Raw genomic sequence first — 14340 nt, 5'->3', positions numbered from 1 at the left:
CCTTCGACCTGGCCCTGGCGCTCTTCCTCGCGCTCACCAGCGGGCGCTACGCGACCATCGCGGAGAACCCCGGCCACCCGGCCCGCCACGGCCTCCTGCTGGTGCTCGTGCCGCTCGTCCCGCTGCCGCTGGTGCTGCGCCGCCGCTACCCGCTGTCGGTGCTGTGGGCGGTGCTGCCGGCCGCGCTGCTGGTGCGGCACCAGTCCGAGGACATCGCCTACTCGGCGGGCGTGGCGGTGATCGTCGCCGCGTACAGCGCCGCCGCCTACGGGCGCCGCGCGACGCCCCTGCTGCTGAGCCTGCCGGCCGCGACCGTCGCGCTGGTGCTGCTGTTCTCCGAGGCCAAGCTGCCGCACTTCCCCAACGGGGTGATGGCCGTCCTGGTCCTGGTGCCGGTGTTCGCGGTCGCCTACGAACTGCGGATGTGGCGCCGCCGGGTGGACGAGGGCCGCGAGCGGCTCTCCGCCCTGGAGAGCGCGCAGCTGGCCGCGCTGCGGCGCGCGGTGGAGCTCGAACGAGCGCGCATCGCCCGGGAGTTGCACGACGTGGTCACCCACAACGTGAGCATGATGACGATCCAGGCCGGGGCCGCCCGCAAGATCCTGGACAGCTCCCCGGACCGGGCCCGCACGGCGATGGCCGCGGTGGAGGCGGGCGGGCGCGCGGCGATGACCGAACTGCGGCAGGTGATGGGCCTGTTGACGATCGACGCGGAGACCGGCGACGCCCCGGCCGCCGATGCCGGCCTCAGCCCGCAGCCCGGCCTCGACCGCCTGGACGCCCTGGTCGAAGGCGTCCGGCGGGCCGGACTGCCGGTCGAGCTGGCCGTCCACGGCGAGCGCCGGCCCGTCCCGCCCGGAATCGAGCTGGCCGCCTATCGGGTCGTCCAGGAGGCGCTCACCAACACCGTCAAGCACGCGGGCGGCGCCGCCGCGGAGGTGACCGTCGAGTACGCCCCGGACCGGCTGCGGATCGAGGTCACCGACACCGGCGGCCGCCCCACCGGAGCCGCCGCCACCGGCAACGGACGCGGCCTGCTCGGCCTGCGCGAACGCCTCGCCGTCTACGGCGGCACCCTGCACACCGGCCGCCGGCCACGCGGCGGCTACCGCGTCACGGCCCTCGTCCCCCTGGAGAGTTGATGAACGAGCAGTCGCTGCGGGTGGTGGTCGCCGACGACCAGGCCCTGGTCCGCACCGGGTTCCGGCTGATCCTGGAGTCGGAGGGCATCGAGGTGGTCGCCGAGGCCGAGGACGGTGAGCAGGCCGTCGCGGCCGTCCGGCGCTGCCGGCCGGACGTGGTGCTGATGGACATCCGGATGCCCGGCCTGGACGGGCTGGAGGCGGCCCGCCGGATCCTGGCCGACGGCGCGCGGCAGCAGCCGCGGATCATCATGCTGACCACCTTCGACCTCGACCACTACGTCTACGCGGCGATGGCGGCCGGGGCCAGCGGCTTCCTGCTCAAGGACGTCACCCCGGAACACCTGGCCGCCGCCGTCCGGCTGGTGCGCACCGGGGACGCGCTGCTCGCCCCGGCGATCACCCGCCGCCTGGTCGAGCGCTTCGCCCGCCCGGCCGACCAGGCCGGCGCCGCCACCCCGCACCGCGAACTGGGCACGCTCACCCCGCGCGAGCTGGAGGTGACGGGGCTGCTCGCCCGCGGCCTCAGCAACGCCGAACTCGCCGCCCGGCTCGGGCTGTCCGAGGCGACGGTGAAGACGCACGTGGCCCGCATCCTCGGCAAGCTGGGCCTGCGGGACCGGGCCCAGGTGGTGGTCGCGGCGTACGAGACCGGGCTGGTCAGCGTGGGCTCGGCGGAACACCGGCAGGCGTAGGCCTCATGGGGACGCGGGGGAGCCCGGGTGGTCGGTCGACCACCCGGGCTCCCACCGGACCTACCGCGATCAGGCGAGGTCGAAGCGGTCCGCGTTCATGACCTTGACCCAGGCCGCGACGAAGTCCTCGACGAACTTCTCCTTGGCGTCGTCGGCCCCGTACACCTCGGCGACGGCCCGCAGTTCGGCGTTGGAGCCGAACACCAGGTCGGCGCGGGTGCCGGTCCACTTGACCCGGCCCGCGGCGTCCCGGCCCTCGAAGGTGTGCGCGTCCTCCGAGGTGGCCTTCCAACTGGTGTCCAGGTCCAGCAGGTTGACGAAGTAGTCGTTCGTCAGCACACCGGGGGTCTCGGTGAACACACCGTGCGCGGAGCCGCCGTGGTTGGCGCCCAGCACCCGCAGGCCGCCGACCAGCACGGTCAGCTCGGGCGCGCTGACGCCCAGCAGGTTGGCCTTGTCGAGCAGCAGGTACTCGGCCGGCAGCCGGTTGCCCTTGCCGACCCAGTTGCGGAAGCCGTCCGCCTTGGGCTCCAGCGCCGCGAAGGACTCGGTGTCGGTCAGCTCCTGGGTCGCGTCCACCCGGCCGGGCGCGAACGGCACCTCGACGGCGAGGCCGGCCGCCTTGGCCGCCTGCTCGACGCCGACGCCGCCGGCCAGCACCACGAGGTCCGCGAGCGAGACCTGCTTGTCGCCGGACTGGGCGTTGAACTCCTGCTGCACGCCCTCCAGGGCCCGCAGCACGGTCGCCAGCTTGTCGGGCTCGTTGACCTCCCAGCCGATCTGCGGCTGGAGCCGCACGCGGCCGCCGTTGGCGCCGCCGCGCTTGTCGCTGGAGCGGAAGGAGGAGGCGGCCGCCCAGGCGGCGGAGACCAGCTCGGAGACGGACAGGCCGGTGGCGGTGATCCGGCGCTTGAGGTCGGCGATGTCGGCCGCGCCGACCTGCTGGTAGCCGGCCTCCGGCAGCGGGTCTTGCCAGAGCAGGTGCTCGCTCGGGACCTCCGGGCCGAGGTAGCGGACCACCGGGCCCATGTCGCGGTGGGTCAGCTTGAACCAGGCGCGGGCGAAGGCGTCGGCGAACTCCTCCGGGTTCTCCAGGAAGCGCCGGGAGATCGGCTCGTAGACCGGGTCGAAGCGCAGCGACAGGTCGGTGGTCAGCATGTTCGGGGCGTGCCGCTTGTCCGGGTCGAACGGGTCCGGGACGGTGCCCTCGCCGGCGCCGTCCTTGGGCCTCCACTGGTGGGCGCCGGCCGGGCTCTCCGTGAGCTCCCACTCGTAGCCGAACAGCGTCTCGAAGAAGCTGTTGTCCCAGGTGGTCGGGGTGGCCGTCCAGATGACCTCGATGCCGCTGGTGATCGCGTCGGCGCCGACCCCGGTGCGGAAGGCGCTCTTCCAGCCGAGGCCCTGCTGCTCCATCGGCGCGCCCTCGGGGGCCGGGCCGACGTTGTCGGCGGGTCCGGCGCCGTGGGTCTTGCCGAAGGTGTGGCCGCCGGCGATCAGCGCGACGGTCTCCTCGTCGTTCATCGCCATCCGGTAGAAGGTCTCGCGGATGTCGCGGGCGGCGGCGATCGGGTCCGGGTTGCCGTTGGGCCCCTCGGGGTTGACGTAGATCAGGCCCATCTGGACGGCGGCCAGCGGGTTCTCCAGCTCGCGGTCGCCGGTGTAGCGCTCGTCACCGAGCCAGGTGTTCTCCGGGCCCCAGTAGACGTCCTCGTCCGGCTCCCACTCGTCGACCCGGCCGCCGCCGAAGCCGAAGGTCTCGAAGCCCATGCCCTCCAGGGCCACGTTGCCGGACAGGATGATCAGGTCGGCCCAGGACAGGGCGCGTCCGTACTTCTTCTTCACCGGCCAGAGCAGGCGGCGGGCCTTGTCCAGGCTGGCGTTGTCGGGCCAGCTGTTCAGCGGGGCGAAGCGCTGCTGGCCGCCGCCGGCGCCGCCGCGCCCGTCACTGATCCGGTAGGTGCCGGCGCTGTGCCAGGCCATCCGGATGATGAACGGACCGTAGTAACCGAAGTCGGCCGGCCACCAGTCGTGCGAGGTGGAGAGGGCCTCCTGGATGTCCCGCTTCACGGCGGGCAGGTCGAGGGCCTCGAAGGCTTCGGCGTAGTCGAAGTCCTCACCGAGCGGGTTCGCCACGGCGGGGTTCTTCGCGAGGATCTTCAGGTTGAGCCGCTCCGGCCACCACTGGCGGTTCCCGCCGCCCTGGGTGGGGTGCGGTGCCCGCCCGTGGATCACCGGGCAGCCCTCCGCGTTCGCCTCCGCGCCGGTTGCATCGTGGATGTCAGACATGGGAATCCTTCCCTCACAAGGCGGATCACGGTGTCTTCTCTGCTACCTGGGGTGCCTACTGTTCCTGCTGTTCTTCTCCAGGCTAGCGCCGGAGCCGATCCTACGATGGACGGAATCCAAGTCAAGAATGACACCAAGCCCATATCCGATCGGGAACCGGAAGACACCGGAAGTGAATTGGTAAACTCCGGTCTTCCCCTTGACCTGAATAGGTGAACCGATATGAGTGACCTGCTGGAGCGGCTGCGCGGGCGCGGCTGGCGCCTCACCTCCCAGCGGCGTGTCGTGGCCGAGGTCCTGGACGGCGAGCACGTGCACCTGACCGCCGACGAGGTGCACGCCCGGGCCGCCGAACGCCTGCCGGAGATCTCCCGGGCGACGGTCTACAACACCCTCGGCGAACTGGTCACCCTGGGCGAGGTCGTCGAGGTGGCCACCGACGGGCGCGCCAAGCGTTACGACCCGAACGCGCACCACCCGCACCAGCACCTGATCTGCACCGGCTGCGGCGCCATCCGCGACGTCCACCCGCTCGGCAACCCGCTGACCGACCTCCCGGCCGAACAGCGCTTCGGCTTCGCGGTCTCCCAGGCGGAGGTCACCTACCGGGGGCTGTGCCCGGACTGCGCCCACGGCACCGGCTGATCGAGGTCGCGCCCCAGGACGGGCCGGTCCTGGGGCGGCGGGACTCCGGGAAGGCGCCGAGAAGCCGCGGGCACCGGCATCGGGCACCGGCATCGGGCACCGGCATCGGGCACCGGCATCGGGCACCGGCACGACAACGACCGTACGCACCAGGACAACTCCCCTCGACCCCCCGTTCATAGCCTCGTGGAGCGATTCCGGCCGCCGCACCGCCGGCGGCCACCCCGAGAACGCCAAGTGGCAAGAGCGAGGAGCGAGATGATGACGGCAGTGACGAACGAGGAGCGGCTCGTACGCGACCCGGACCCGACGGTGGCCGGCACCGGAGCCGAGCCCTACCTGCACGCCATGACCCGGGTCAACCTGCGGCCCATCGCCTCGCCGATGCCCCTGGGCTTCTTCACGGTGGCCATCTCCTCCACCGTGGCCGGCAGCCTCCAGCTCGGCCTGATCGACAGTGCGCACCGGCAGGCCGTGGCACTCACCCTCTTCTCCGCCTTCGTGCTCCAACTGCTCGTCAGCATCCTCGCGTTCGGCGCCCGTGACGTCATCGCCGCCACGCTGATGGGCGGGTTCGCCGGCGCCTGGCTGGCCAACGGCCTGGTCACGGCGTCGGGCTCGCACGGCGGGGCACAGGTGTTGGGCGTGATGAACCTGGTGTTCACGGTCTTCGCCGCCCTGATGGCCTCGGTGGCGAGGCCGAAGAAGGTGCTGTGGCTGCTCCTGGTGATCGCCGTGCCGCGCTACTTCGTCGCGGGCCTCCACGGCGTCTCGGGCGTGACCTGGCTGGGGTACGTCGCCGGGGCGCTCGGCCTGCTGCTCGCCGCGGTCGCGATGTACGCCGCCTACGCGCTGATGCTGGAGGAGCTGCGGGGCAAGGAGGTGCTGTGGATCGGGCGCAGCGGCCCGGTGCTGGACGCCATGCACTCCGGCCTGGCCGGCGAACTGCACCGGCTGGAGCAGCAGGCGGGCGTGCGCCGGACCCTGTAGCCGGCCCGCCGGGGAGGCGGGGTCGGGACCTGCTGCCGCCGGTGGCCGCGGAGCTCGGGGTGGCGGCGGACCGCCGGGGTGACGCGGCGACCGGCGCGGCCGACACGGCTCGTGTCCGGCCGACGGCGCCTCCTCCCGGTGCGAGCGGCGGGCATCCCGTAGGGTCGGCCGAATGGCGAAGTACTTCGACGTGCATCCAGAGTCCCCCCAGCCGCGCACCATCGGCACGGTGGCCGACAGCCTCCGCTCCGGCGCCCTCATCGCGTATCCGACCGATTCCTGTTTCGCCCTGGGCTGCCGCCTGGACAACCGCGACGGCCTGGACCGCATCCGGGCGATCCGGCGTCTCGACGACCGCCACCACTTCACCCTGATGTGCGTGGACTTCGCCCAGCTGGGCCAGTTCGTCCAGCTCGACAACAACGTCTTCCGCGCCGTCAAGGCCGCGACACCGGGCGGCTACACCTTCATCCTCCCCGCCACCAAGGAGGTGCCCCGCCGTCTGATGCACCCGAAGAAGAAGACGGTGGGCGTCCGGATCCCCGACCACACCGTCACCAGGGCGCTGCTCACCGAACTCGGCGAGCCCCTGGTGTCCAGCACCTTGATCCTCCCCGGCGAGGACGAGCCGATGACCCAGGGGTGGGAGATCAAGGAGCGCCTCGACCACGTGCTGGACGCCGTGGTGGACTCGGGCGACTGCGGGACCGTCCCGACGACGGTCGTCGACTTCTCGGGCGGTGAGCCGGAGATCGTCCGGCGCGGTGCGGGGGATCCCAGCCGCTTCGAGTGACCGGTCCGGGCGCCGTTAATCCGCTCCTGCTTCTCCTTGCACGACCTGTACGCTGATCATGCTCGTGAACAGTGCGACAAGTGTTCGATCATTGACACATCTGTGGGGGGAATCGGTGCGTAATCGCCGAGTTGTGGTTCTTGCTGCCCTGGTGGCGGCCGGTGTGGGCGTCACGCCCGGGATCGCCCAGGCTGCGGGGCCCTCGGCTCCGCCGGCCAAGGCGGCACCCGCCAAGGGGGCACCGGCCGAGGGGGCGCCCACCGCGAACGGGGCCGCCGCGAGTGAGACGGACGCGGTGCGGAAGCTGGCGGGCAAGACGTTCAGCAGCCCCGCCGAGCGGACGGTCGTCTCGCCGAAGGCCGACGGACAGAAGGCCGACGGGCGGGCGGCCGACGGGCGGGCCGGGCTGGCGGCGCCGGCGCAGGGCGCACAGGGCAACTGGTACCCGTACATCAGCCTGGACGCCTTCGCCGGCGACGCGCACGGCGTCGAGATGCGGACCTACGTCTCCGCCTACGACAGCTCCTCGCTCGAGGTCACCATCGACTGGGGCGACGGGAAGACGGACACCTACACCGCCGACCTCACCGCCTCCGGCTTCGGCTCCGACCAGCGCACCAACAAGCACCGGTACTCCGCGGTCGGCACCTACGACATCAAGGTCACGATCAAGGACACCACGCTCGGCCAGGAGGCCTCCAACTCGCTCCGGATCGTCACCGGGGGCGGCGAGTTCACCCCGCACGCGCCGACCCGGCTGCTGGACACCCGCGCGGGCATCGGCGCCGCCCAGGCCAAGGTCCCCGCCCGCGGCACGGTGGCCCTGAAGGTCGCCGGCGTCGCCCAGGTGCCCGCCGACGTCTCGGCGGTGGTGCTCAACGTCACCGTCACCAACGCCACGGCGGACGGGCACATCTCGACGGCGGCCCTGAAGGACCTGGCCGAGAGCACGGACACCTCCAGCCTCAACTACGCCGCCGGCCAGACCGTGCCGAACATGGTGATCTCGGGCGTCAAGGACGGCTACGTCTACCTGTTCAACGCCGGCTGGCAGCCGGTGGACCTGCTCGCCGACGTCACCGGCTACTTCACCCCCACCACCGCCAGCGGCTACAAGTCGATGCCGCAGGTGCGCGCCGTCGACACCCGCGAGGGCCTCGGGACGGCCAAGGGCCAGGCCCCCGGACTGAGCAGCTTCGACGTCGCCGTCGCCGGCCGCAACGGTGTGCCGAACAACGCCACCGCCGTGGCGGTCACCCTGACGGTCACCGGCCCGCAGGACGCCGGCCACCTGACCGCCTACCCCGCCGGGCAGGCGGCACCGAGCACCTCCACCCTGAACTTCGTCGGCGGCCAGACCGTCGCCAACGCGGCGATCGTCCCGCTCGGCGCGGACGGCAAGATCTCCATCCGCAACGGCAGTTGGAAGCCGGCCGACGTGGTGCTCGACGTCGTCGGCTACTTCACCCCCGACAGCCGCGCCGCCTACGTCCCCGGCTACTCGGCGCTCCGGCTCGTCGACAGCCGCAAGGACAGTTGGGGCCGCAAGGCCGCCCCGCTGGCCGCCCGCAGCTTCTACGCGATGCGGTACGAGGCCGACACCCGCGAGCCCCGGGTCGACGGCTGGGTGCTGAACACCACCGTCACCAACACCAGCGGCCCGGGCTTCCTCTCGGTCGCCCCCGACCCCAACTTCTGGTCCGACTACCAGAACGGCACCCCGGCCGTGCCGCAGCGCCCCGTCTCCTCGACGCTCAACTGGACGGCCGGCCAGACCGTCGCGGGCGTCGCACAGACCGCGGGCGGCAAGGGCGGCATGATCGACATCTGGAACCAGGGCTGGCAGGACGTCGACTTCATCATCGACCTGGCCGGCTACTACCAGTCGATCTGACCCACCGGCAGGTCCGGGGGCGGGGCGGTGTTCCATCACGGAGCACCGCCCCGTCTCCCGTACGGGCCCACCGGAACGTCACCCCGAGGCCGCCCAGGACAGCAGCAGCCGCAGGCCGTCCTCCGAGGGCGAGCCCGGCTCGGCGGTGTAGGTGACCAGGGCCTGGCCGGGGTCGTCGGCCGGGCGGAGGGTGTCGTAGGCGAGGTCGAGGGTGCCGGCCAGGGGGTGGTGGAAGGACTTGCGTCCGGAGGTCTTGTCGGCGACCGGGTGTTCGGCCCACATGCGGTGGAACTCCTCGCTGCCCAGGCAGAGCCGGCCGACCAGTTCGGCGAGCAGCGGGTCGTCGGGGCGACGGCCGGCCTCCAGGTGGAGGAAGGCGACGTTCTCCCGGGCGCAGGCGGGCCAGTCGGCGTAGAGCTCGCGGGAGGCCGGGTCGAGGAAGGTGATCCGGGCGATGTTGCGGTCCTCGACGGGCAGCGCGCCGTAGTCACCGAACAGCGCGACGGCGGCCCGGTTCCAGGCCAGGACGTCCATCCGGTGGCCCATCACCACGGCCGGGGTGTCGCTGAGCTGCTCCAGCAGGTGCAGCAGGGAGGGGCGCGGGCGCTGGCGTGCGGCGGCTCGCCGGGGGCGGGCCGCCGGCCGGGCGAGGCGGTGCAGGTGGCCGGACTCGTCGGGGGCCAGCCGCAGGGCGCGGGCCACGGCGTCGAGGACGGCGTCGGAGGGGTTGCCGACGCGGCCCTGTTCCAGGCGGGTGTAGTAGTCGACGCTGACGCCCGCGAGGTGGGCGAGCTCCTCGCGGCGCAGCCCGGCGACCCGGCGCCGGCCGCCGTAGTCGGGGAGGTCGACGTCCTCGGGGCGCAGGCGGGCGCGGCGGGTGCGGAGGAATTCGCTCAGGGCGCTGCTCGGGTTCACGGTACGGATTCTCACCCGGACGGGTGCCTCCGTGCCTGGTCCTGTGAGGGCCAGGCACGGAGGAGGGGCCGGCTCAGCCGGTCAGGGACGGGAAGCCCGGAACGAGGCCGCCGTCGATCACGACGTCCTGCCCGGTGATGTACGAGGAGCGCCCGGAGAGCAGGAAGGCGACCGTCTCCGCGATGTCCTCGGCCGTGCCCAGCCGGCCGAGCGGGACCTGGCGGCGGATCGGCTCGTGGTCGGCCTGGTCCGGGACGGCCGCGTGGAACATCTCCGTCACGATGTAGCCGGGGCTGACCGAGTTGACCCGGATGCCGCGGCCGGCCAGTTCGGCGGCGAGGGTGCGGGCGAGGCTGAGGACGCCGGACTTGCCGGCGGCGTAGACGGCGGCGCCGGGCATGCCGCGGTGCGGGGTCCAGGAGGCGTTGAGGACGACCGAGCCGCCGCCGGCCGCGTCCAGCAGCGGCAGGGCGTGCTGGACGGTGAAGAACACGCCCTTGAGGTTGGTGGCGACGATCCGGTCGAACTCGCCCTCGGTGACCTCGCCCACCGGGTGGAAGCCCGCCACCCCGGCGTTGGCGAAGACCCCGTCGAGGCTGCCGTACCGCTCACCCACGGTGTCGGCCAGCCGGGCGAGGTCCGCCGGTACGGAGGCGTCGGCGCGGACGGCGAGCAGCCGGTCGCCGGCGTCGAGCAGCGCGGCGGCACGGGCGAGCCGGGCGTCGTCGCGGCCGGTGACGACGACCCGGGCGCCGGTGTCGAGGAGGTGCCGGGCGGTGGCGAGGCCCATGCCGCTGGTGCCGCCGGTGATCAGGACGGTGGAGTCGGAGGAGGTGGTGTGGTTCATGGTGTTCACCCTCGCCGGGTGCGCCGGGGCGGCACCAGGCCCGCTCCGACCCGGGGTCCGGGAGAACCAGGGTCCGGCGGAACCAGGGTCCGGGAGAACCACCCTCCGCACCGGGAATCGGAGCAGTCGACGGCTGGTTGGGCCAAGGCGAAGGTCGCAACACGGCACTCGCGAAGAGGGACTCCCCATGAAGATCGGCATCATCGGCGCGGGCAAAATCGGCGGCAACCTGACGCGGCGGCTGACTGCGCTGGGTCACGAGGTGGCGGTGGCCAACTCCCGCGGCCCGGAGACGCTCAAGGACCTGGCCGAGGAGACCGGGGCCAAGGCGGTGACGGCCGCCGAGGCCGCGAACGGCGCGCAGGTCGTGGTGGTGACGGTGCCGCTGAAGAGCGTGCCGGACCTGCCCGCCGGGCTGTTGGACGGCGCCGCCGAGGGCGTCGCCGTGATCGACACCGGCAACTACTACCCGAAGGAGCGCGACGGCCGGATCGACGCGATCGAGGACGGCGGGCTGACCGAGAGCCGCTGGACGGAGCAGCACCTCGGGCACCGGGTGGTGAAGGTGCTCAACGGCACCTACGCCCAGGACCTGCTGGACCGGCCGCTTCCGGCGGGCGCCCAGGAGCGCCTCGCCGTGCCGGTGGCCTCGGACGACGAGGCGGCCAAGCGGGTGGTCCGGGCGCTGGTCGACGAGTTGGGCTTCGACACCGTGGACGCGGGCGGGATCGACGAGTCCTGGCGCCAGCAGCCGGCCACCCCGGTGTACGGGCTGCGCGCCGGTGTCGAGGCGGTCACCCGGGCGCTCGCGGAGGCCTCCCCGGAGCGCCCGGCCGCCCACCGGGCGTAGGGCCCCGACGCGTCACCCGGGCCGGCGCGTCACCCGAGCCGGCGCGCCCCCTCCGCCGGGACGGCGGTGAGGGTGCGCGGCTCGGCGTACCCCGCCGCGCGGAACGCGGCGGTGACCTCGGCGGCGACCCGCCCGGCCGCCGCCGCGTCCACCAGGGCGATGACCGAGCCGCCGAAGCCGCCGCCGGTCATCCGCGCGCCGTGGGCGCCGGCCGCCAGGGCGGCTTCGACGGCGAGGTCGGTCTCCGGGCAGGAGACCTGGTAGTCGTCGCGCAGCGAGGCGTGTCCGGCGGTGAGGATCGGGCCGAGCGCGGCGAGGTCGCCGGCGTCCAGGCGGGCGACGGCGTCCTCGACCCGGGCGTTCTCGGTGACCACGTGGCGCACCAGCGGGACCAGCTCCGCGGGGAGTCGGCCCAGCGCGTCGGCCAGTCCGGAGGGCCGGAGCGAGCGCAGCGCGGGCAGCCCGAGCAGCGCGGCCGCGCGTTCGCAGCCGGCCCGCAGCGCGGCGTAGGCGCCGTCCCCGAGGTCGTGCTTCACCCGGGTGTCCAGGACCAGCAGCGCGAGGCCCGCACCCGCGAGGTCCACCGGAACCTGACGCATCGTCAGATCGCGGCTGTCCAGGAACAGCGCGGCACCCGGGCGGCAGCACATGGACGCCATCTGGTCCATGATCCCGCAGGGCACCCCGACGAAGGCGTTCTCGGCCCGCTGCGCCAGTACCGCCAGCTCCGGCGCCGAAAGCCCCAGCCCGTAAAGGTCGTTGTACGCGGCGGCGACCGCGCACTCCAGCGCGGCGGAGGAGGAGAGCCCGGCGCCGCCGGGCACGTCGCTGTCCAGCCGGAGGTCCGCTCCGCCGACCGGGTGTCCGGCCTCGCGCAGCACCCACACCACGCCCGCCGGGTAGCCGGTCCAGCCGGGCGCCGAGCCCGGGGCCAGTTCGGCGACCGGGAGGTCGACGACCGGCCCGTCGCTCTGGGCGGACCAGAGCCGCAGCCGCCCGTCCGCCCGGCGGGCCGCCTGGGCGCGGACGGTCTGCGGCAGGGCGATCGGGAGGACGAACCCCAGGTTGTAGTCGGTGTGTTCGCCGATCAGGTTCACCCGGCCGGGGGCGGCCCACTCCCCCTCCGCCGGACGGCCGTACAGCTGCTCGAACGTCCTCATGCCGCGACCTCCCGCAGTCGGCGGGCCGCGTCCTCGGGGGTGATGTCGTTGACGAAGGCGTCCATGCCGGACTCCACCCCGGCGAGGTACTTGAGCTTGTCGGCGGTGCGGCGGATGGTGAACAGCTCCAGGTGCAGGGCGAGTTCGTCGCGCTGCCCGGCCGGCGCCTGGTGCCAGGCGGAGATGTAGGGGGTGCGGCCGGTGCCGAAGAGCCGGTCGAAGCGGCGCAGCAACTCCAGGTAGAGGGAGGGGAATTCGTCCCGCTGACCGGCGTCCAGGGCGGTCAGGTCGGGCACCCGGCGGTGCGGGTGGAGGTGCACCTCGTACGGCCAGCGGGCGGCGAAGGGGACGAAAGCCGTCCAGTGCTCCCCGGCGAGGACGACGCGTCCGCCGTGGGAGCGTTCGGCGGCGAGCAGGTCGTCGAAGAGGTTGCGGCCGGTGGCGGCCCGGTGCTCGGTGGCCCGGGCGGCCATCCGGGCGGTGCGCGGGGTGGTGAAGGGCAGGGCGTAGATCTGGCCGTGCGGGTGGGCGAGGGTGACGCCGATCTCGGCGCCCCGGTTCTCGAAGCAGTAGACCTGCCGGACGCCGGGCAGCGCCGAGAGTTCGGCGGTGCGGTCGGTCCACGCGTCCAGGACGAGCCTGGCGCGCTCGGGGGTGAGGTCGGCGAAGGACGCGTCGTGGTCGGCGGTGAAGCAGACCACCTCGCAGCGTCCGGTGCCGGGGCCGCCGGTCCACAGTCCTCCGGCCTCGCCGGCGGGCTCTCCGGTCCGCAGTCCCCCGGCCTCGCCGGGCATCCCGGCCAGCGAGGGGAAGCGGTTCTCGAAGACGGCCACCTGGTAGTCCTCGGCCGGGATCTCGCTGAGCCGCCCGTCCCGGGACGGGCAGAGCGGGCACTCCTCGGCGGGCGGCTGGTAGGTGCGCGCCTGGCGGTGGGCGGCGATGGTGACCCAGTCGCCGGTGGCCGGGTCCAGCCGGATCTCCGAGCCGGGGGCCTGGGGGTCGAGCGGCCGTTCGTCCACGGCGTCGCGGGGGGCGGCGGCGCCGCTGTCGTAGTAGATCAGCTGTCGACCGTCCGCGAGGGTGGTCGCGGTCCTGACGGTGCCGGTCTGGGTCGGGGACATCCCGGGCATGGCCTTCTTCCTTCGAGTGAAGCCATTGGAATCAAACAGAAAGCTACACTCTCCAACAATATCCACCAGAACCGCTCACCAGAAGTGGTCCAAGGAGGCCTCCCGATGGCTGACAGCGCCCAGCCCCTCGCCGAACAGCGCCGTGTGCTGATCCTGGAGCAGGTCCGGGCCCGGGGCGGGGTCCGGGTCACCGAGCTGGTCCGCGACCTCGGGGTCTCCGACATGACGGTCCGCCGCGACCTGGACGCGCTGGCGCGGCGCGGCCTGGTGCACAAGGTGCACGGCGGCGCCGTGCGGGTCGACGCGCCGGCCACCGGCGAGCCGGGGTTCGAGGCCAAGGCGCGGTGGGAGCTGCCCGCCAAGGAGGCGATCGCCCGGGCCGCGGCGGCACTCGTACCGCCCGGTTCGGCGGTCGGGCTGTCCGGCGGCACCACCACCTTCGCGGTCGCCCGGCAGCTGCGCGCGGTCGAGGGCCTCACCGTGGTGACCAACTCGCTGCGGATCGCCGACCTGCTCGAACAGCCCGCCGAGGACGGCACGCCGTCCACCGCCACGGTGATCCGCACCGGCGGCGTCCGGACCCCCTCGGACGCGCTGGTCGGACCGGTCGCCGACCAGGCGATCCGCTCACTGCACGTCAACCTGCTGATCCTGGGCTGCCACGGCCTCTCCCCCGAGGCCGGGCTGACCACCCCGAACCTGGCCGAGGCGGAGACCAACCGCGCCTTCCTCCGCTCCGCCCGCCGCGTGGTCGTGGTGGCCGACCACACCAAGTGGGACGCGGTCGGCCTGGCCTCCTTCGCCGCCCTCGACCAGTTGGACGTCCTGGTCACCGACGACGCCCTGCCCGCCGAGCAGCGGACGGCGGCGGCCGAACTGGTCGGCGAGCTGATCGTGGCAGCGGCTGTCCAGGCGTACTGACCCGTCAGGTCCGGGCGTCGGCCCGGGGCCGGCCGTCGTCAGGCGCGAGAAGTCGGCCGGGCCGACTTCTCG

13 protein-coding genes are annotated in these 14340 nt (G+C 73.4%); 8 read left to right on the top strand and 5 right to left on the bottom strand.

Going from position 1 to position 14340, the window contains the following annotated elements; genetic code table 11:
• Window positions 1-1142, top strand: a 1142-nt coding sequence (locus ACFRMQ_RS26000) for a sensor histidine kinase (protein WP_380733047.1), incomplete at its 5' end; no start/stop codon positions are given.
• Window positions 1142-1837, top strand: a complete 696-nt coding sequence (locus ACFRMQ_RS25995) for a response regulator (protein WP_380733046.1) — start codon at window positions 1142-1144, stop codon at window positions 1835-1837. The genes ACFRMQ_RS26000 and ACFRMQ_RS25995, both read left to right, overlap by 1 nt.
• Before the next feature lie 69 nt (window positions 1838-1906).
• On the opposite strand, the gene katG is transcribed toward ACFRMQ_RS25995, so the two are convergent.
• Window positions 1907-4123, bottom strand: coding sequence for a catalase/peroxidase HPI (katG, locus tag ACFRMQ_RS25990; protein WP_380733045.1), 2217 nt, complete (start codon window positions 4121-4123; stop codon window positions 1907-1909).
• Window positions 4124-4345: 222 nt separating this feature from the next.
• On the opposite strand from katG, the gene ACFRMQ_RS25985 reads away from it, so the two are divergent.
• The 4 genes from ACFRMQ_RS25985 to ACFRMQ_RS25970 all read left to right on the top strand — a co-directional run bounded on the left by ACFRMQ_RS25985 (window position 4346) and on the right by ACFRMQ_RS25970 (window position 8445).
• Window positions 4346-4768, top strand: a complete 423-nt coding sequence (locus ACFRMQ_RS25985) for a Fur family transcriptional regulator (protein WP_380733044.1) — start codon at window positions 4346-4348, stop codon at window positions 4766-4768.
• A gap of 261 nt (window positions 4769-5029) precedes the next feature.
• A complete protein-coding gene (locus tag ACFRMQ_RS25980; RefSeq protein WP_380733043.1) occupies window positions 5030-5758 on the top strand; it encodes a hypothetical protein in 729 nt (242 codons plus the stop codon).
• A gap of 172 nt (window positions 5759-5930) precedes the next feature.
• Complete coding sequence (locus tag ACFRMQ_RS25975; RefSeq protein ID WP_380733042.1) at window positions 5931-6551, top strand: L-threonylcarbamoyladenylate synthase; 621 nt, start codon at window positions 5931-5933, stop codon at window positions 6549-6551.
• 133 nt (window positions 6552-6684) lie between these two features.
• Window positions 6685-8445, top strand: coding sequence for a hypothetical protein (locus ACFRMQ_RS25970; RefSeq protein ID WP_380733041.1), 1761 nt, complete (start codon window positions 6685-6687; stop codon window positions 8443-8445).
• Window positions 8446-8523: 78 nt separating this feature from the next.
• On the opposite strand, the gene ACFRMQ_RS25965 is transcribed toward ACFRMQ_RS25970, so the two are convergent.
• The gene (locus tag ACFRMQ_RS25965; RefSeq protein WP_380733048.1) at window positions 8524-9369 is read right to left on the bottom strand and encodes a helix-turn-helix domain-containing protein; all 846 of its coding nucleotides are present in this window, start codon (window positions 9367-9369) and stop codon (window positions 8524-8526) included.
• A gap of 64 nt (window positions 9370-9433) precedes the next feature.
• The gene (locus tag ACFRMQ_RS25960) at window positions 9434-10207 is read right to left on the bottom strand and encodes an SDR family NAD(P)-dependent oxidoreductase (protein WP_380733040.1); all 774 of its coding nucleotides are present in this window, start codon (window positions 10205-10207) and stop codon (window positions 9434-9436) included.
• A gap of 187 nt (window positions 10208-10394) precedes the next feature.
• Here ACFRMQ_RS25960 and ACFRMQ_RS25955 point away from each other — a divergent pair, with 187 nt between their 5' ends.
• On the top strand, window positions 10395-11057 hold the full coding sequence (locus tag ACFRMQ_RS25955) for an NADPH-dependent F420 reductase (protein WP_380733039.1): 663 nt from the start codon (window positions 10395-10397) through the stop codon (window positions 11055-11057).
• Window positions 11058-11086: 29 nt separating this feature from the next.
• Here the strand turns inward: ACFRMQ_RS25955 and galK are convergent, their stop codons facing one another.
• Both galK and galT read right to left on the bottom strand, forming a co-directional pair.
• Window positions 11087-12217 (bottom strand): galactokinase, encoded by a 1131-nt coding sequence (gene galK / locus ACFRMQ_RS25950; RefSeq protein WP_380733037.1) that lies wholly within the window; start codon window positions 12215-12217, stop codon window positions 11087-11089.
• Window positions 12214-13347 carry a galactose-1-phosphate uridylyltransferase gene (gene galT / locus ACFRMQ_RS25945; protein WP_380733036.1) on the bottom strand — a complete coding sequence of 378 codons (1134 nt, stop codon included), beginning with the start codon at window positions 13345-13347 and terminating at the stop codon, window positions 12214-12216. The genes galK and galT overlap by 4 nt, the downstream gene beginning before the upstream one ends.
• 105 nt (window positions 13348-13452) lie before the next feature.
• Here galT and ACFRMQ_RS25940 point away from each other — a divergent pair, with 105 nt between their 5' ends.
• Window positions 13453-14268, top strand: a complete 816-nt coding sequence (locus ACFRMQ_RS25940) for a DeoR/GlpR family DNA-binding transcription regulator (RefSeq protein WP_380733035.1) — start codon at window positions 13453-13455, stop codon at window positions 14266-14268.
• The last annotated feature ends 72 nt before the right edge of the window (window positions 14269-14340 follow it).

It is taken from the genome of Kitasatospora sp. NPDC056783, from assembly GCF_042789895.1.
Lineage (GTDB): Bacteria > Actinomycetota > Actinomycetes > Streptomycetales > Streptomycetaceae > Kitasatospora.
Note: the sequence above shows the minus strand (reverse complement) of the source record. Positions and strands in the feature narration are given on the sequence as shown.